Raw genomic sequence first — 16,469 nt, 5'->3', positions numbered from 1 at the left:
TCCCCCCGGCGCCGGGGGCGCGCTACCCCAGGCTGCGCTGTGCCGCCGCCACCGCCGCCGTGCGGGTTTCCACGCCGAGCTTCTCGTAGATGTGCTCGAGGTGCTTGTTGACGGTGCGCGGGCTCATGCCGAGGATCTCCGCCACGTCACGGTTGGTCTTGCCGCGCGCGACCCAGATCATCACCTCGGCTTCGCGCGCCGTCAGCGCGGGGCCGGCGGTTTCGCCGCGCGACAGTTCGACCACGACCACGGTGGTGCCGGCGCCGGTCAGGCGGCGCAGGCGTAGTCCGCCGAGCCCGTCCACCCGGTCCCCTCCATCGGCTCCGGCCTGTCCGTCCTGCGCGGCGGCGCCGAGGCGCTGGAAGGCCTCGCGCCAGGCGGGCGGCAATGGCGCCCCGGCGGCTGCCGAGGCCCAGCCGTGCGCCCGCAGCAGCGCCGTGGCGCTGGCGTTGGCCCACAGCAGGCGGCCATCGGGCCCGGCCGCGCACATCGGCACCGCGCTGGCCAGCACGGCCTCGCGCGCGCTGCGCGCCAGCCGCGCCTTGCCGGCGTGCGAGCGCACGCGCGCCACCACCTCGGCGATCACCACCGGCTTGGTCACGTAGTCGCAGGCCCCGACCTCGAAGCCGCGCACGATGTGCCGCGTCTCGCCCAGCCCCGTCATGAAGATGACCGGCAGGTCGGCGTGGCGGTCCATCATCGCCGAGCAGGTGGCGAAGCCGTCCATGCCCGGCATGTCGACGTCCAGCAGCACGGCATCGGGCGCGAACGCGGCCAGCGCGTCGAGGGCGGCGCCGCCGCTCGCCGCCGCGTGGACCTGCATGGCTTCCTCGCCCAGGGCACGCGCCAGGAAGCCGCGCGCGTCGGGGCTGTCGTCCACCACGAGGACCCGGGTCGCGCCAGCCAGGGCGGGCGAGGAGTCGAGCAGATCAGGATCGGGTGCCATGCAGGGCCTCGCCTAGGGATGCGTTCAGTGCCGCGCCGTCGCTGCGCGCCAGCGCGAGCATGCGGTGCGCCCAGGCGCCGACCGCGCCGCCGCCGTCGGCCAGTTCGGCCAGCAGGGCTTCGAGGGCGCGCTGCCGGCCGCTGGCGCCCAGTTGCAGCAGTTCGCGCAGCAGGTCGGGCGCGGGCGGCTGTGCTGGCGGCTGCGCTGGCGGCGGTGGTTCCAGCCGTGCTTCCAGCTGCGCCGGCGGCGCGGCCAGCGCGCGCCGCACCATGTCGAGCAGTTCGGCCTCGCGCACCGGCTTGCTGACGAAGCCGAGATGGCCATGCAGCAGGCGTGCCTCCTCGGTGTTCTGGTGCGCGTTGGCCGAGACGATGACGACCTGCGGCGGTGCCGGCTCGGCGCGGATGCGCCGGCACAGGTCCCAGCCGGAGGCATCGGGCAGGTTCAGGTCGAGCAGCACCAGCTGCGGGCGCCACTGGCGCAGCGCGGGCAGCACCGCCGCGCCTTCGCCGGCCTCGCGCACCGCCAGGCCCAGCGGCGCCAGGAAGCCGCGCAGCACCGCGCGGTGCGCGGCGCGGTCGTCGACCACCAGCACGCGCGCGTGCGGCACCAGCGGGGCGGCGGCCGCGGCGACGGCCGGCCGCGCGGCGGCGGCCACGGCCGGCAGGTAGAGCCGCACGGTGAACTCGCTGCCGGCGCCCGGGGCGCTGCGCAGGCGGATATCGCCGCCCATCAGGTCCGCCAGCAGGCGCACGATGGCCAGCCCCAGGCCGATGCCCTCGCGATCGTCGTGCGGGTTGGCGCGTTCGAAGGGATCGAAGATGCGTGCCTGGTCCTCGGCGGCGATGCCGGGACCGGTGTCGGCCACGCTGAGGGTGGCCAGCTCGCGCTGGTGGCGCACGCTCAGCGTGACGCTGCCGTGCTCGGTGAACTTGATGGCGTTGCTGACGAGATTGATGACGATCTGGCGCAGCCGCTTGGAATCGCCGTGCACGTGCGAGGGCAGCGTGCCTTCCACGCGGTAGCGGAAGGCCAGGCCGCGCGCCGCGGCGAGCGGCCGGAACATGCGCACCAGGTCGTCGAGCAGTTCTTCGAGCGCGACCGCCTCCTGCTCCAGGCGCAGCTTGCCGGCCTCGATGCGCGACAGCTCCAGCAGGCCGTCGACCAGGCTGGACAGGTGCTCGCCGGCGCGGCCGATGGTGCGCACGTCCTCGCGCCACGCCGCCGGCGGCGCGGGCGCGCGCAGCAGCAGCTGCGAGTAGCCCAGGATCGAATTGAGGCCGGCGCGCATCTCGTGGCTCATGCCGGTGATGAAGCGGCTCTTGGCCTGGTTGGCCTGCTCCGCCACCTCCTTGGCGTTCTGCAGCAGCGCATCGGTGTGGCGGTGCGCGTCGATCTCCATCTGCAGCAGCACGTTCTGCCGCTCCGACTCCTCCTGCGCCACGGTGCGGCTCTCGTTGGCCAGCACCAGCCACCACGCCGCCACGGCGGCGAACAGCACCAGGCCGGCGCCGATCTTCAGGAACAGGCTGCCGCGCACGGCGAGCGGGCTGGAGAGCTGTTCCTGCGTGTACAGCAGCCACAGCAGGGTACCGAAGGTGAACACCATGCCGGCCAGCACCAGCGCGAACTGGCCGATGCGGCGCGCCGTCGACGGCGGCGTGCCGGCCGGCAGCACGCGCGCCAGCGCGGTGGCGATCTGCTCCTGCGCGCTCGCGCCCGGCTTGCAGCGGTCGCCGCAGCGCGCGTCGAGGGTGCAGCAGAGCGAGCAGATCGGGCCGCGGTAGGCCGGGCAGGCGGCCACGTCTTCCTGCTCGAAGGGATTGCGGCAGATCGCGCAGCGGATGACGGCATGGCGCTTGCCGAAATCGACCGGCGCGCGCGCGATGAAGTAGCGCGACTGTGTCGCCAGCGCGATCAGCGGCGGCAGGGCGATGGACAGGGCCAGGGCGATGCCGATCGAGGCCGGGCGCAGGGTCTCGCCGAACACGCCCAGGTGCGCCAGCAGCGACAGCGCGGAAGCCAGCGCCATGCCGCCGAAGCCGGCCGGATTGATGTCGAACAGGTAGGCGCGGCGGAATTCGATGGCGCGCGGCGACAGCCCCAGCGGCTTGCTGATGACGAGATCGGCGAACAGCGCGCCGACCCAGGCCACGGCCAGGTGCGCGTAGAGCGCCAGCACCTGCTCGAGCGCCTCGAACACCCCCATCGCCATCAGCATCAGCGCGATCAGCACGTTGAAGGCGAGCCACACCACGCGCCCCGGGTGGCTGTGGGTCAGGCGCGCGAACACGTTCGACCAGGCCAGCGAGCCGGCGTAGGCATTGGTGATGTTGATCTTGGTCTGCGAGACCAGCACCAGCACCCCGGTCAGCGCCACCGGGACCCAGGCCGGCCAGCTGCCGCCGAGGCCGCGCGCGAAGCCGGCGAGGTACATCTGCGTCGGCTCCAGCGCGTGCGCGATCGGCAGCTCGGCCTGCAGCACGATGAAGGCGAGGAAGGCGCCGCCGGCCATCTTCGCCGCCCCCAGCACGATCCAGCCCGGCCCGGCCGCGATCAGCGCGCCCCACCAGCGCAGGCGGTTGTGCCGCGTCAGCGGCGGCATGAAACGCAGGAAGTCGACCTGTTCGCCGATCTGGGCGATCAGTGCCGCGGCCACCGTGGCGGCGGCGCCGAAGGCGTGCCACGAGAAGCCGTCGCCGTCCGCCAGGCGCCCGTTCAGGGTCAGGAAGTCGGCATAGCGGTGCGGCTCGCGCCACAGGATCAGCGCGTACGGCAGCACCAGCAGCACCAGCCAGAGCGGCTGGGTCCACAGCTGGATGCGCGACAGCAGCGTGACGCCGTGCGTCACCAGCGGGATCACCACCAGCGCGGACAGCAGGTAGCCGAGCGGGCGCGGCAGGCCGAACAGCATCTCGAAGGCCTGCGCCATGATGGCCGCCTCGAGGGCGAAGAAGATGAAGGTGAAGCTGGCGTAGATCAGCGAGGTGATGGTCGAGCCCAGGTAGCCGAAGCCCGCGCCGCGCGCCAGCAGGTCCATGTCCAGGCCGTGCCGCGCCGCGTAGTAGGAGATCGGCAGGCCGGTCAGGAAGATCACCAGCGCCGCCGCGCCGATGGCCCACATCGCATTGGTGAAGCCGTAGCTCAGCGTGATGGCGGCGCCGATCGCCTCCAGCGCGAGGAAGGCTACCGCACCAAAAGCGGTATTGGCGACGCGGAAGGCGCTCCACTTGCGGAACGATCTTGGTGCAAAGCGCAGCGCGTAGTCCTCGAGCGTCTCGTCGGCGACCCAGCGGTTGTAGTCGCGCCGGATCTTGCTGATGCGCTGGACGGGTTGGCTGGCGCTCGACATGGACAGGGGCAGGGACCGGGACAGGGACTGGAACAGGGACGAAAGAGGCCGACGGGAAGTCGGAACGATCGGCGATGCCGCTGCGCGACGCAAGAAGCGTGCCGCGGTGCCGCGTACGTTGAATGACGTATGGCCGCGCCGGCGCCGCCGCCGCATAGTCCGCTCAACGCCGCACCGCAGCATCCCCGCGCCGCGGCACCGATCCCGATCCCGATCCCGAACCCGATCCCTATCCCACCTGCCGCCAAGGAGCATCGACCATGCGTGACAAGAACCGAGACGGGGCCAGCCCCGCGCCGTCCTCGCCCATTCCCGCCGAAGGCCGCGCCGTATCGCTGCCGCGGCGCCGGCTGGTGCAGGGCATCGCCACCCTGCCGGCGCTGTCGCTGGCGGGCCTGGCCGGCCAGGCCGGCGCCGCCAACCCGCCCACCGCGGCGGTCAACACCACCCGGCTGGCCGTCAGCGACGGCGAGGTCATCGTGGGCCAGCTCCACTCGGCCACCGGCACCATGGCGATCTCGGAGACCGGCTCGATCCAGGCCGAGCAGCTCGCCATCGACCAGATCAACGCCGCCGGCGGCGTGCTGGGCCGCAAGATCAAGGTGATCAAGGAGGACGGCGCCTCGGACTGGCCCACCTTCGCCGAGAAGTCGAAGAAGCTGCTGGTCAACGACCGCGTCGCCGCCGTGTTCGGCTGCTGGACCTCGGCCTCGCGCAAGGCGGTGCTGCCGGTCTTCGAGAAGGAGAACGGCCTGCTCTACTACCCCACCTTCTACGAAGGCCTGGAGCAGTCGAAGAACGTGATCTACACCGGGCAGGAAGCCACCCAGCAGATCCTCTGGGGACTGGACTGGGCGGCCAGGCAGAAGGGCGCCAAGAGCTTCTTCCTGATCGGCTCCGACTACATCTGGCCGCGCACCTCGAACAAGATCGCGCGCAAGCACATCGAGAACTTCCTCAAGCTGAAGGTGGTCGGCGAGGAGTACTACCCGCTCGGCCACACCAACTTCAACTCGCTGATCAACAAGATCAAGGTGGCCAAACCGGACTGCATCTACGCCATCGTGGTGGGCGGCTCCAACGTGGCCTTCTACAAGCAGCTCAAGGCCGCAGGCATCACCGCGGACAAGCAGTTCCTGCTGACCATCTCGGTGACCGAGGACGAGGTGCTCGGCATCGGCGGCGAGAACATCGCCGGCTTCTACGCCGCCATGAAGTACTTCCAGTCGCTCGACAACCCCAACAACAAGCAGTTCGTCGACGCCTTCAAGGCCAAGTACGGCGCCAAGTCGGTGATCGGCGACGTCACCCAGGCCGCCTACCTCGGTCCCTGGCTGTGGAAGGCCGCGGTCGAGCGCGCCGGCAGCTTCGATGTCGACAAGGTGGTGGCGGCCTCGCCGGGCATCGAGCTGAAGAGCGCGCCCGAGGGCTACGTCAAGGTCGATCCGAACCACCACCTGTGGAGCAAGACGCGCGTCGGCCTGGCCCAGCTCGATGGCCAGTTCAAGGTGGTGGCCGAGTCGCCGCAGCTGATCCCGCCCAATCCCTTCCCCAAGGGCTACCAGTAAGCCGAGGAGCCGGTCATGAGTCTCTCCGACATGCTGAACATCGGCCTGATGCAGGGCTTCGCCGGCCTGAGCCTGTTCTCGGTGCTGTTGCTGATGGCCCTCGGGCTGGCCATCATCTTCGGCCAGATGGGGGTCATCAACATGGCCCATGGCGAGTTCATGACCATCGGCGCCTACACCATCTTCCTGGCCTCGGCCACGGTCGAGCGCCTGGCGCCCGCCTGGATGCCGTACTACTTCCCGCTGGCCATCGGCGCGGCCTTCGTGATCGCCTTCGCCGCCGGCTGGCTGGCCGAGTGGGCCCTGATCCGGCACCTCTACCGGCGCCCGCTCGACACGCTGCTGGCCACCTGGGGCCTGTCGCTCGGCATGCAGCAGGTGTTCCGCTCGACCTTCGGGCCCAAGGAGGTCAGCCCCACGCTGCCCGACTGGCTGATGGGCTCGTGGACACCGGCGCCCGGCCTCGACATCCCCATCAACGGCCTCTTCGTGATGGCGCTGACGCTGTGCGTGGCGGGGCTGGTCTGGCTGGCGCTGTACCGCTCGCGCTGGGGCCTGCGCGTGCGCGCCACCACCGCCAACCGCGCCATGGCCAATGCCGCCGGCATCCATACGCGGCGCACCGACCGGCTCACCTTCGCCATCGGCTGCGGCATCGCCGGCGTGGCCGGCGCGGCCTTCACCACGATCGGCTCGACCGGGCCGACCAGCGGCTCGCTCTACATCGTCGACTCCTTCCTGGTGGTGACCTTCGGCGGCGCGGCCAGCCTGGCGGGGACGGTGGCCTCGGCCTTCGGCATCGCGCAGACGCAGTCGATCACCGAGTTCTTCCTGACCGGCTCGATGGCGCGCGTGCTGACGCTGCTGCTGATCGTGACCATCCTGATGATCCGTCCGCAGGGCCTGTTCGCCCCCGCGGTGCGGCGCTAACCGGAGTTGCAGATGCCTGCCACGAAATCCCTCCCCCGCGCCGCGCTGGCCGCGCTGCGCGGCGAATGGCTCGGCTACGCCGTGCTGGCCCTGGTGCTGCTGGTGGTGCTGCCGCTGGCGTGCGACGTGTTCCGCCTGAACCTGATCGGCAAGTACCTCAGCTATGCCTTCGTCGCCGTCGGCCTGGTCATGCTGTGGGGCTACGGCGGCGTGCTCAGCCTCGGCCAGGGCGTGTTCTTCGGCCTCGGCGGCTACGCCATGGCGATGTTCCTCAAGCTCGAGGCCTCGGACGCCAAGAGCACCGCGATCCAGTCGACGCCGGGCATCCCGGACTTCATGGACTGGAACCAGCTCACCGCGCTGCCCTGGTGGTGGGAGCCGTTCCGCCACCTGCCGCTGGCGCTGCTCGGCGTGGTCGCCGTCCCGGTGCTGCTGGCCTTCGTGGTCGGCTTCGCCATGTTCCGGCGCCGTGTCGGCGGCGTCTACTTCGCCATCATCACGCAGGCGGTGGCGCTGATCCTGTCGGTGCTGATCATCGGCCAGCAGGGCTACACCGGCGGCGTCAACGGCATCACCGACCTGAAGACCCTGCTCGGCTGGGACATCCGCACCGACGGCGCGCGGCTGGTGCTGTACTTCGTCAACGTGGCCCTGCTGCTGGGCGCCATGGCGCTGTGCCGCTGGATCCAGCACACCAAGCTGGGCGTGCTGCTGCTGGCCATGCGCGACAAGGAGGACCGGGTGCGCTTCTCCGGCTACGACGTCGCCATGTTCAAGGTCTTCGTGTTCTGCCTGGCGGCCGCGCTGGCGGCGGTCGGAGGGGCCCTGTTCACGCTGCAGGTCGGCTTCATGTCGCCGTCCTTCGTCGGCATCGTGCCGTCGATCGAGATGGTGATCTTCGCCGCCGTGGGCGGGCGCATGAGCCTGGTCGGCGCCGTGTGGGGCACGCTGCTGGTCAACGCCGGCAAGACCTACTTCTCGGAGAGCTTTCCCGACCTGTGGCTGTTCCTGATGGCGGCGCTCTTCATCGGCGTGGTGGTGGCCTTTCCCGACGGGCTGGCCGGCCTCTACGGCAAGTACCTGGGCCGCCGCGCCGGCGAGACACCGCAGGAGCCCGCCGACGGCATCCCTGCCAAGACTGCCTGAGCCTGAACCCGAGCGGGAGCGACCATGAGCAATACCGACTTCATGCTGGCCGTCGAGGACCTGACGGTTTCCTTCGACGGCTTCAAGGCGATCGACGGGCTTACGCTCTACGTCGACCGCGACGAGCTGCGCGTGATCATCGGCCCGAACGGCGCCGGCAAGACCACGCTGCTCGATCTCATCTGCGGCAAGACGCGCGCCAGCGGCGGCAGCATCAAGTTCGCCAACCGCGAGATGAGCGGCCTGCCGGAGTACGAGATCGTGCGCGCCGGCATCGGCCGCAAGTTCCAGACCCCGTCGATCTACGAGAACCTGAGCGTGTTCCAGAACCTGGCGGTGTCCTTCCCGCGCGGGCGCGGCGTGCTGGGCGCGCTGGCCTTCCGCACCACCGACGAGGTGCGCCGGCGCGTGGCCGGAGTGGCCGCCGAGATCGGCCTCGGCGACGCGCTGGAGCGCGAGGCCGCGCAGTTGTCGCACGGCCAGAAGCAATGGCTGGAGATCGGCATGCTGCTGATGCAGGAACCGCAGCTGCTGATGCTGGACGAGCCGATCGCCGGCATGAGCGTGCGCGAGCGCGAGCAGACCGCCGCGCTGCTGCGCCGCATCAGCAAGGGGCGCGCCGTGATCGTGATCGAGCACGACATGGACTTCGTGCAGCAGATCGCCCACAAGGTCACCGTGATGCACCAGGGAAGGATCCTGGCCGAAGGCTCGATGGCGCAGGTGCAGAGCGACCCGCGCGTGATCGACGTCTACCTGGGCCATTGAGATGGCCGCCCCAATCCAACGCGACAGGAGGAAGCCCGCATGCTGAGCGTCGATAACGTGGTCGTCAACTATGGCCAGAGCGAGGCGCTGCACGGCGTCTCGTTCGCGGCCGCGCAGGGCGAGACGGTGGCCATCATGGGCCGCAACGGCATGGGCAAGACCACGCTGTTCAAGGCCATGATCGGCATGCTGCCGGTGCGTTCCGGCGAGGTGCGCGTCGACGGCCGCGACGTCGCGCGCGAGGAGAGCTACCGCCGCGTGCGCGCCGGCCTCGGCTACGTGCCGCAGGGCCGCATGATCTTCTCCCACCTGAGCGTCGAGGAGAACATCCTGACCGGCATGCAGCAGGGCAGCGCGCGCCGCATTCCGGAGGACATCTTCGCCATGTTCCCGGTGCTGTTCGAGATGCGCAAGCGCAAGGGCGGCAACCTGTCGGGCGGCCAGCAGCAGCAACTGGCGATCGCGCGCGCCCTGGTCGCCGAGCCCAAGGTGCTGCTGCTCGACGAGCCGACCGAGGGCATCCAGCCGTCGATCATCAAGGACATCGCGCGCGCGCTCGACGAGATCCGCCGCACGCGCGGCATCACCATCGTCTTCTCCGAGCAGGTCCTGAGCTTCGCGCTCGACGTGGCCGACCGGCTGCTGGTCATCGAGGGCGGCCGCTTCGTCCACGAGACCGCCCGCGACAGCACCGACGTCGGCCATATCCGCGCGCTGCTCTCGGTCTGAGCGGCCTTCCCACTCCCACATCCCACTTCCCACCACCGGCATCCCAAGCAGGAGGCATCGCCATGACAGACACCCTGATCCAGGTCGACCTGGCCCAGTCGCCCTACGAAAACCCCGACGTGCACAACCGCTGGCACCCGGATATCCCGATGGCCTGCTGGGTCAAGCCGGGCGACGATTTCATCCTGGAGACCTACGACTGGACCGGCGGCTTCATCCAGAACAACGATTCGGCCGACGACGTGCGCGACATCGACCTGTCGATCGTGCATTTCCTCTCCGGCCCGGTCGGCGTCGAAGGCGCCGAGCCCGGCGACCTGCTGGTGGTCGACCTGCTCGACATCGGCGCCAAGGCCGACAGCCAGTGGGGCTTCAACGGCTTCTTCTCCAGGCAGAACGGCGGCGGCTTCCTCACCGACCATTTCCCGCAGGCGCAGAAGTCGATCTGGGACTTCCACGGCATGTTCACCTCGTCGCGCCATATTCCCGGCGTGAACTTCGCCGGCCTGATCCATCCCGGGCTGATCGGCTGCCTGCCGGACAAGGCCATGCTGGAGACGTGGAACCGGCGCGAAGCGGAGCTGATTTCCAGCGATCCCGCCCGCGTGCCCGGGCTGGCCAACCCGCCCTTCGCCGCCACCGCCCACATGGGCCGGCTGCAGGGCGACGCGCGCGAGCAGGCGGCCGCCGCCGGCGCGCGCACGGTGCCGCCGCGCGAGCATGGCGGCAACTGCGATATCAAGGACCTGTCGCGCGGCGCCAAGGTCTACTTCCCGGTCTACGTCGATGGCGCGGGCCTGTCGGTGGGCGACCTGCACTTCAGCCAGGGCGATGGCGAGATCACCTTCTGCGGCGCCATCGAGATGGCTGGCTGGGTCCACATGCGCGTGTCGCTGATCAAGGGCGGCATGGCCAAGTACGGCATCCGCAATCCGATCTTCAAGCCCAGCCCGATCACGCCGGCCTACAACGACTACCTGATCTTCGAAGGCATCTCGGTGGACGAGGCGGGCAAGCAGCACTACCTCGACGTGAACGTGGCCTACCGCCAGGCCTGCCTGAACGCCATCGAGTACCTGACCAAGTTCGGCTACTCGCGCGCCCAGGCCTACTCGATCCTCGGCACCGCGCCCGTGCAGGGCCATATCAGCGGCGTGGTCGACGTGCCGAACGCCTGCGCCACGCTGTGGCTGCCGACGCAGATCTTCGACTTCGACATCCGCCCGAGCGCCAGCGGCCCGGCGCGCATGATCCAGGGCGGCGTGGACCTGCCGCTGTCGCCGGACCTGCCCTGAGGCGGATCGTCGCGCCCCACCGTTGCCACCATTGCGGAGAACCGATGCCCACCTACGACTACCGATGCGATGACTGCGGCGACTTCGCCGTGATGCGGCCGATGGCGCGGCGCGACGAGGCGGCGCGCTGCCCCGGCTGCGGGGCGTACGCGCCCCGTGCCTGGGTGGCCGCGCCCGCGCTGGCCAGCATGAACGCCGCGACGCGCCAGGCGCACGCGCTCAACGAGCGCAGCGCCAGCGCGCCCAAGGAAAGCGCGCGGCACGGACCGGGCTGCGGCTGCTGCGGGCCGGTGAAGCTGGCGGGGCGCGCGGAGGGCGCCAGGCAGGCGGGCTCGCGGCCCTGGATGATCAGCCACTGAACGCGCCTGTCCTCGTCCGCCGGCGGCGCCGGGACGGGTGCTACACGACGCCCTTGGCGCGCAGCGCCGCGAACTGCTCCGGGCCGATCTGCAGGTAGTCCCGCAGCACTTCCTCGGTATGCTGGCCCAGCGCCGGCGGCGCATGGCGCAGCGTCGGCGGCGTGTCGGACAGGCGCAGCGGGCTGGCGGTGCTGACCACCGGGGCGATGCCGTCGGACGCCGGCGGGCGCGCGCCCGGGTAGCGCTCCTGCTCGATGCGCAGGCCGCGGTGGCGCACCTGCGGATCGTCGTAGGCCTGGGCGATGTCGTTGATCGGGCCGCACGGTACCGTCTTGGCCTCCAGCAGCGTGATCCACTGCGCCGTGGGGCGGCCGCGCGTGACCTCCATCATCAGCGGGATCAGCGTCTTGCGGTGGGTCACGCGGCCGGCATTGGTGGCGAAGCGCTCGTCCTGCGCCCAGTCCACTTCGGCGGCCTCGCAGAAGCGCGCGAACTGGCCGTCGTTGCCGATCGCCAGCAGCATATTGCCGTCGGCGGTGGGGAAGTCCTGGTAGGGCACCACGCTGGGATGGATATTGCCCTGGCGCTGCGGCACGTTGCCGGCATTGAGGAAGCCGGCGCCCTGGTTGGCCAGCACGGCCATGGCGACGTCCAGCAGCGCGATGTCGATGTGCTGGCCGCGGCCGGTGCGGTGGCGGGCCTCCAGCGCGCCCAGGATGGCGGTGGTGGCATACATGCCGGTGAACAGGTCGATCACCGCCACGCCGACCTTCATCGGGCCGCCGCCGGGCTCGCCGTCGGCATGGCCGGTGATGCTCATCAGGCCGCTCATGGCCTGGATCAGCAGGTCGTAGCCGGGCCGCGCGGCATAGGGGCCGGTGTGGCCGAAGCCGGTCACGGAACAGTAGATCAGGCGCGGGTTCAGCTCGCGCAGGCTGTCGTAGTCCAGCCCGTAGCGCTTGAGGCCGCCGGTCTTGAAGTTCTCCACCACCACGTCGCTCTGGCGGGCCAGCTCGCGGATCAGCGCCTGGCCCTCGCTGGTCGCCATGTCCACGGTGAGCGAGCGCTTGTTGCGGTTGCAGGCGGCGAAGTAGCAGGCCTGGCGGGTCGGCGCGCCGGACTCGTCGGCGAAGAACGGGGGGCCCCAGTGGCGGGTGTCGTCGCCTTCGCCGGGCTTTTCGATCTTGATCACGTCCGCGCCCAGGTCGGCAAGGTTCTGTGTGCACCATGGGCCGGCCAGCACGCGTGAGAGGTCGAGTACGCGCAGGTGGCTCAAGGCACCGGGGGCACCGGGGGCACCGGGGGCACCGGCAGGGGCGGAGGGGGCGGAGACGGAGGAAGCGTCGGTCATGGCGGTCGGGGCGAACGGGACGGGCAGCCTGCAGGCACGGCAGGCACGGGCGTCCATGCTAGAGGGCGCCCGTGCGCCTGAGTTCGGGATTTTGGAAGGCGGTCTTTGGGCGACGCTTCCCGGGCGGCGCCGCGCGCTTCGCGCACCATGTTGCGCGCGATGATGACCTGCTGGACCTGCGGGCTCCCTTCGTACCGGCGGAACCGCCGCACGTCGCGGCGGCGCGCTCAGTCCAGCGTCACGCCCTGGAGCACGGTGGCCCACTGGGCGCGCTCGCGCGCGGCCGTGTTCACCACGTCCTGCGCGTTGCCGTTCCACTGCTCGTAGCCGACGTCGGCGTAGCGCTTCTTGAGGTCGGGGTCGGCCACGGCCTGCTGCACCGCCTGGCCCAGCTTGCGGGCCAGCTCGGGGGCCATGCCCCTGGGCGCGTAGATGGCGTACCAGCCGCCGGCCTCGTAGTCCTTGAGTCCGGCGATGCCGGACTCGCGGAAGGTCGGCACGTCGGGCAGCGCGGGGCTGCGCTTGGGCGAACCCACGGCGATGGCCTTGACCTTGCCGCCGTGCACGTAGGAGCTGGCGGTGCTGATGATGTCGAACAGCAGGTCGATCTGGCCGCCGATGGTGTCCGTCATGGCCGGCGCGTTGCCCTTGTAGGGGATGTGGTTCAGCTCGATCTGCGCCTGCCGGGCGAACAGGGCCGCGGCGATATGGTTGGAGCTGCCCACGCCGGACGAGCCGTAGCTGAGCTTGCCGGGGTGGGCCTTGGCGTAGGCCACCAGCTCCTGGGTGGTGCGGAACGGCTCCTTCTGGTTGGCCACCAGCATGTTGTAGTAGCGCGCCACCGGTGCCACCGGCGTGAGGTCCTTGGCCGGATCGAACGGGAGGTGCCGCATGATGTTGGGCGCCACGGTCAGCGCGGCGCTGGCGGCGAACCACAGCGTGTTGCCGTCGGGGCGGGCGCGCACCACATCGTGGCCGGCCAGCGTCGCGTTGGCGCCGGGCTTGTTGTCGACGATGACGTTGGCGTTGAGGCTCTTGCCCAGCGCGACGGCGAACAGGCGCGCGGCCTGGTCCGCGGGGCCGCCGGCGGCGTAGCCCACCACCAGGCGGATCGGCTGGCCGCCGACCTGCGCGTGCGCGGGGACGGTGGCCAGCGCCGCGCCGCACAGGGCAAGGGTGGACAGCAGGAGGCGGCGGCGTGAAGCGGACATCAAGACAATCTCCTTCGTAATGCGGGAAACGGAAAACAGGAAGCGGAAAGCAGGAAACGCAGGAGACCCAGGCACGGCTGCGCCCGCCGCGCCGCCGGTCGGGCCGGCGCGCGGGCGCGGGGTGCTGCGCTTCAGGGGGAACGGCGCCGCGTCAGCAGCGCTCGAAGACGGCGGCGATACCCTGGCCGCCGCCGATGCACATGGTTTCCAGCCCATAGCGGCCGCCGCGGCGCTGCAGCTCGTGCAGCAGCGTGGCCAGGATGCGCACGCCGGTGGCGCCGATCGGGTGGCCCAGCGAGATGCCGGAGCCATTGACGTTGAGCTTGTGCTCGATGGCATCCTGGTCGTGCCAGTCCCAGCCCTTGAGCACGGCGAGCACCTGGCAGGCGAAGGCCTCGTTCAGCTCGACCAGGTCCATCTGCTCCAGCGTCAGGTTCAGGCGCGCCAGCAGCTTCTTCACCGCCGGCACCGGGCCGATGCCCATGTGCGAGGGCTCGCAGCCGGCGGCCGCCCAGCCCACCAGCGTGGCCATGGGGGTGAGGCCGAGCTCGGCCAGCTTGTCCTCGGCCACGATCAGGCAGGCGGCGGAGGCATCGTTCTGCTGGCTGGCGTTGCCCGCGGTGACGGTGCCGTCCGGCATCAATGCGCGCAGCTTGGCCAGGCTGGCCAGCGAGGTATCGGGGCGGAAGCCCTCGTCGCGCGTGAAGGCGACGGGGTCGCCCTTGCGCTGCGGCACCTGGACCGGCACGATCTCGTCGGCGAAGCGGCCCGCTTCCCACGCCGCCGCGGCGCGCGCGTGGCTGCGCACGGCGAAGGCGTCGGCCTGCTCGCGGCTGATGCCGTAGTCGCGCGCCAGGTTCTCGGCGGTCTCGATCATGCCGGAGATCCTGCCGAAGCGCTCCACCGGCTGCGAGCGTTCGCGGCCGCGGTCGAGGCGGTCGAAGAAGCGCACATTGCCCGAGCGCGCGCCCCAGCGCATGTCGGTGGTGTAGTACTCGATATTGCTCATGCTCTCCACGCCACCCGCGATCACCACGTCGGCGGCGCCGCTCTGCACCATCATCGCGGCGGTGACGATGGCCTGCAGGCCGCCGCCGCAGCGGCGGTCGAGCTGCATGCCCGGCACCTCGACCGGCAGGCCGGCCTGCAGCGCGGCCCAGCGGCCCACGCAAGGCACTTCGCTGTTGGCGTAGGACTGGGCGAACACCACGTCGTCGATGCGGGCGGGATCGATGCCGCTCTTCTGCACCACGGCGCGCACCGTGGTGGCGGCCAGTTCCTCGACGGGCACCGGTCGCAGGCTGCCGCCGAAGGTGCCGACGGGGGTGCGGAGGGGGGTGACGATTGCGGCTCTGCGCATGGGAGTCTCCTTGGGAAGGTCTGTGGAATGGGCTGGGTCGGTCAGGCGGGATCGGCGGCCGGCATGTCAGGCCGCGGCCGCCGGTCCCGGCTGGGCCACGAAGACCGCGCCGCACTGGCGCAGCAGCGCATGGCCCTGCCGTTCGAGCTCGGCGCGGTGCGCCGGCGCGGCGATGTCCAGCATGCGGCGCATGCGTTGCGACAGCGTCGCGCCACGCAGGTCGGCCACGCCGTATTCGGTGACGATCAGGCCGGCGTCGGCGCGCGGCGTGCTGACCGGGCCGGACAGCGCCGCCACGATGCGGCTGCTGTCCTTGGCCGTGGCCGGCAGGGCGACGATGGGCAGGCCGCCGCGGCTGCGCGCCGCGCCGCGCAGGAAGTCGACCGCGCCGCCCACGGCGCCGACGTAGACGCCGGCGGCCACCTCGGCATTGACCTGGCCGGTCAGGTCGACCTCGATCGCGGCGTTGATGGCGGCCAGCTTGTGGCTGGCGGCGAGCACCTCGGGGTCGTGGGTATAGCGGGTCTCGCGCAGCTCGAAGCCTGCGTTGCGGTGGGCCCAGCGCCGCACCCGCTCGCCGCCCATCAGGATGCCGCCGATGCCGAGGCCGGTGTCGACGGTCTTGCGCGCGTTGGTCAGCACGCCGGCCTCGGCCAGCGCGGCGATGCCGTCGCCGACGGCGCCGCTGTGCAGCCCCAGGTCGCGGTGGCCGTGCAGGGCGGCCACCACCGCCTCGGGCAGGTTGCCGATGCCCATCTGCAAGGTGGCGCCATCCTCGATCCAGCCGGCGATATGGCGCGCGATGGCCTGCTCGGCCTCGCCGGGGGCGCCGCGGCCGAGGTCCAGCGGCGGATACTGCGCCGGCACCAGCAGGTCGATGTCGTCCGCCGTCAGGTAGCGGCTGCCATGGGTCCAGGGCAGGGCGGGATTGACCTCGGCGATGACCACGCGGGCGCGGTCGAGCGCGGCCGGCATGTATTCGTGCACCACGCTCAGGCTGTGGCGGCCCAGTTCGTCGGCGGGCGACACCTGTACCAGCACCACGTCCGCCGGCAGCGTGCCGGCGCGGATCAGGCCGGGCAGGTGCGAGTAGTGGCTGGGCACGATGTCCAGCACGCCGGCCTTGGCCAGCTGCCGGTGCGGGCCGCTGGCGGCGTAGCCGAAGAAGTCGAACACGTCGGCCTGCGCGGGCTGCAGCGTGTCGGCCTGGCCGATGCCGACGAAGATGCCGAGCCGCCCGCCCTGGGCGATGGCGTGGCGGTGCCCGACCAGCGCGCGCGTCAGGGTCAGCGGCTCGGCGGTGGCCTGTCCCCACCAGACGGTGTCGCCGGGGCGGATCAGGGCCTGCAGTCGCGAGGCCAGGGTTTGCGTGTCCACGGAACGGTAGCTCCTAAGGGGGCAGGGGGCAGGGGGGGGCAGGCCGGCGGCCGGGCTGCGGCCGGCGGCGGGATGGC

Annotated in this window: 13 protein-coding genes; 7 read left to right on the top strand and 6 right to left on the bottom strand. The window is 71.1% G+C overall.

Translation table 11 applies throughout. The annotated features are described in order from the left end of the window. Positions 1–22 precede the first annotated feature (22 nt). Together BKK79_RS24965 and BKK79_RS24960 are read right to left on the bottom strand one after the other, a co-directional pair. Positions 23–946 carry a response regulator transcription factor gene (locus BKK79_RS24965; protein WP_071039147.1) on the bottom strand — a complete coding sequence of 308 codons (924 nt, stop codon included), beginning with the start codon at positions 944–946 and terminating at the stop codon, positions 23–25. Then, entirely contained in the window at positions 930–4,298 is a 3,369-nt protein-coding gene (locus tag BKK79_RS24960) for a hybrid sensor histidine kinase/response regulator (protein ID WP_071039146.1), read from the bottom strand. The genes BKK79_RS24965 and BKK79_RS24960 overlap by 17 nt, the downstream gene beginning before the upstream one ends. 260 nt (positions 4,299–4,558) lie before the next feature. On the opposite strand from BKK79_RS24960, the gene urtA reads away from it, so the two are divergent. The 7 genes from urtA (at position 4,559) to BKK79_RS24925 (ending at position 11,093) form a co-directional block, all read left to right on the top strand. After that, entirely contained in the window at positions 4,559–5,866 is a 1,308-nt protein-coding gene (urtA, locus tag BKK79_RS24955; RefSeq protein ID WP_231908196.1) for an urea ABC transporter substrate-binding protein, read from the top strand. 15 nt (positions 5,867–5,881) lie between these two features. Next, positions 5,882–6,796 carry an urea ABC transporter permease subunit UrtB gene (gene urtB / locus BKK79_RS24950; RefSeq protein ID WP_071017754.1) on the top strand — a complete coding sequence of 305 codons (915 nt, stop codon included), beginning with the start codon at positions 5,882–5,884 and terminating at the stop codon, positions 6,794–6,796. A gap of 12 nt (positions 6,797–6,808) precedes the next feature. Beyond that, positions 6,809–7,942, top strand: a complete 1,134-nt coding sequence (gene urtC, locus BKK79_RS24945) for an urea ABC transporter permease subunit UrtC (RefSeq protein WP_071039145.1) — start codon at positions 6,809–6,811, stop codon at positions 7,940–7,942. 24 nt (positions 7,943–7,966) lie between these two features. After that, positions 7,967–8,710: an urea ABC transporter ATP-binding protein UrtD gene (urtD, locus tag BKK79_RS24940; RefSeq protein WP_071039144.1), complete on the top strand. Its 744-nt coding sequence runs from the start codon at positions 7,967–7,969 to the stop codon at positions 8,708–8,710. A gap of 39 nt (positions 8,711–8,749) precedes the next feature. Beyond that, the gene (urtE, locus tag BKK79_RS24935) at positions 8,750–9,439 is read left to right on the top strand and encodes an urea ABC transporter ATP-binding subunit UrtE (RefSeq protein WP_071039143.1); all 690 of its coding nucleotides are present in this window, start codon (positions 8,750–8,752) and stop codon (positions 9,437–9,439) included. 62 nt (positions 9,440–9,501) lie between these two features. Next, complete coding sequence (gene fmdA / locus BKK79_RS24930; RefSeq protein WP_071017762.1) at positions 9,502–10,734, top strand: formamidase; 1,233 nt, start codon at positions 9,502–9,504, stop codon at positions 10,732–10,734. A 44-nt stretch (positions 10,735–10,778) separates the two neighbouring features. After that, on the top strand, positions 10,779–11,093 hold the full coding sequence (locus BKK79_RS24925; RefSeq protein WP_071039142.1) for an FmdB family zinc ribbon protein: 315 nt from the start codon (positions 10,779–10,781) through the stop codon (positions 11,091–11,093). Positions 11,094–11,133: 40 nt separating this feature from the next. Here the strand turns inward: BKK79_RS24925 and BKK79_RS24920 are convergent, their stop codons facing one another. The 4 genes from BKK79_RS24920 to BKK79_RS24905 all read right to left on the bottom strand — a co-directional run bounded on the left by BKK79_RS24920 (position 11,134) and on the right by BKK79_RS24905 (position 16,392). Next, the gene (locus BKK79_RS24920) at positions 11,134–12,444 is read right to left on the bottom strand and encodes a CaiB/BaiF CoA transferase family protein (RefSeq protein WP_071040350.1); all 1,311 of its coding nucleotides are present in this window, start codon (positions 12,442–12,444) and stop codon (positions 11,134–11,136) included. A gap of 227 nt (positions 12,445–12,671) precedes the next feature. Further along, positions 12,672–13,655, bottom strand: coding sequence for a Bug family tripartite tricarboxylate transporter substrate binding protein (locus BKK79_RS24915; protein ID WP_071039141.1), 984 nt, complete (start codon positions 13,653–13,655; stop codon positions 12,672–12,674). Positions 13,656–13,806: 151 nt separating this feature from the next. Next, on the bottom strand, positions 13,807–15,015 hold the full coding sequence (locus BKK79_RS24910; protein ID WP_071017765.1) for an acetyl-CoA C-acetyltransferase: 1,209 nt from the start codon (positions 15,013–15,015) through the stop codon (positions 13,807–13,809). 66 nt (positions 15,016–15,081) lie between these two features. Then, complete coding sequence (locus BKK79_RS24905; RefSeq protein ID WP_071039140.1) at positions 15,082–16,392, bottom strand: acetyl-CoA hydrolase/transferase family protein; 1,311 nt, start codon at positions 16,390–16,392, stop codon at positions 15,082–15,084. Between the last annotated feature and the right edge of the window lie 77 nt (positions 16,393–16,469).

The organism is Cupriavidus sp. USMAA2-4 (assembly GCF_001854305.1).
Lineage (GTDB): Bacteria > Pseudomonadota > Gammaproteobacteria > Burkholderiales > Burkholderiaceae > Cupriavidus > Cupriavidus malaysiensis.
Note: the sequence above shows the minus strand (reverse complement) of the source record. Positions and strands in the feature narration are given on the sequence as shown.

What these genes read in the sequence shown, in the direction of transcription:
- BKK79_RS24965 (WP_071039147.1), bottom strand. Translation starts at nt 946, where the DNA reads ATGGCACCCGATCCTGATCTGCTCGACTCCTCGCCCGCCCTGGCTGGC.
- BKK79_RS24960 (WP_071039146.1), bottom strand. Translation starts at nt 4,298, where the DNA reads ATGTCGAGCGCCAGCCAACCCGTCCAGCGCATCAGCAAGATCCGGCGC.
- urtA (WP_231908196.1), top strand. Translation starts at nt 4,559, where the DNA reads ATGCGTGACAAGAACCGAGACGGGGCCAGCCCCGCGCCGTCCTCGCCC.
- urtB (WP_071017754.1), top strand. Translation starts at nt 5,882, where the DNA reads ATGAGTCTCTCCGACATGCTGAACATCGGCCTGATGCAGGGCTTCGCC.
- urtC (WP_071039145.1), top strand. Translation starts at nt 6,809, where the DNA reads ATGCCTGCCACGAAATCCCTCCCCCGCGCCGCGCTGGCCGCGCTGCGC.
- urtD (WP_071039144.1), top strand. Translation starts at nt 7,967, where the DNA reads ATGAGCAATACCGACTTCATGCTGGCCGTCGAGGACCTGACGGTTTCC.
- urtE (WP_071039143.1), top strand. Translation starts at nt 8,750, where the DNA reads ATGCTGAGCGTCGATAACGTGGTCGTCAACTATGGCCAGAGCGAGGCG.
- fmdA (WP_071017762.1), top strand. Translation starts at nt 9,502, where the DNA reads ATGACAGACACCCTGATCCAGGTCGACCTGGCCCAGTCGCCCTACGAA.
- BKK79_RS24925 (WP_071039142.1), top strand. Translation starts at nt 10,779, where the DNA reads ATGCCCACCTACGACTACCGATGCGATGACTGCGGCGACTTCGCCGTG.
- BKK79_RS24920 (WP_071040350.1), bottom strand. Translation starts at nt 12,444, where the DNA reads ATGACCGACGCTTCCTCCGTCTCCGCCCCCTCCGCCCCTGCCGGTGCC.
- BKK79_RS24915 (WP_071039141.1), bottom strand. Translation starts at nt 13,655, where the DNA reads ATGTCCGCTTCACGCCGCCGCCTCCTGCTGTCCACCCTTGCCCTGTGC.
- BKK79_RS24910 (WP_071017765.1), bottom strand. Translation starts at nt 15,015, where the DNA reads ATGCGCAGAGCCGCAATCGTCACCCCCCTCCGCACCCCCGTCGGCACC.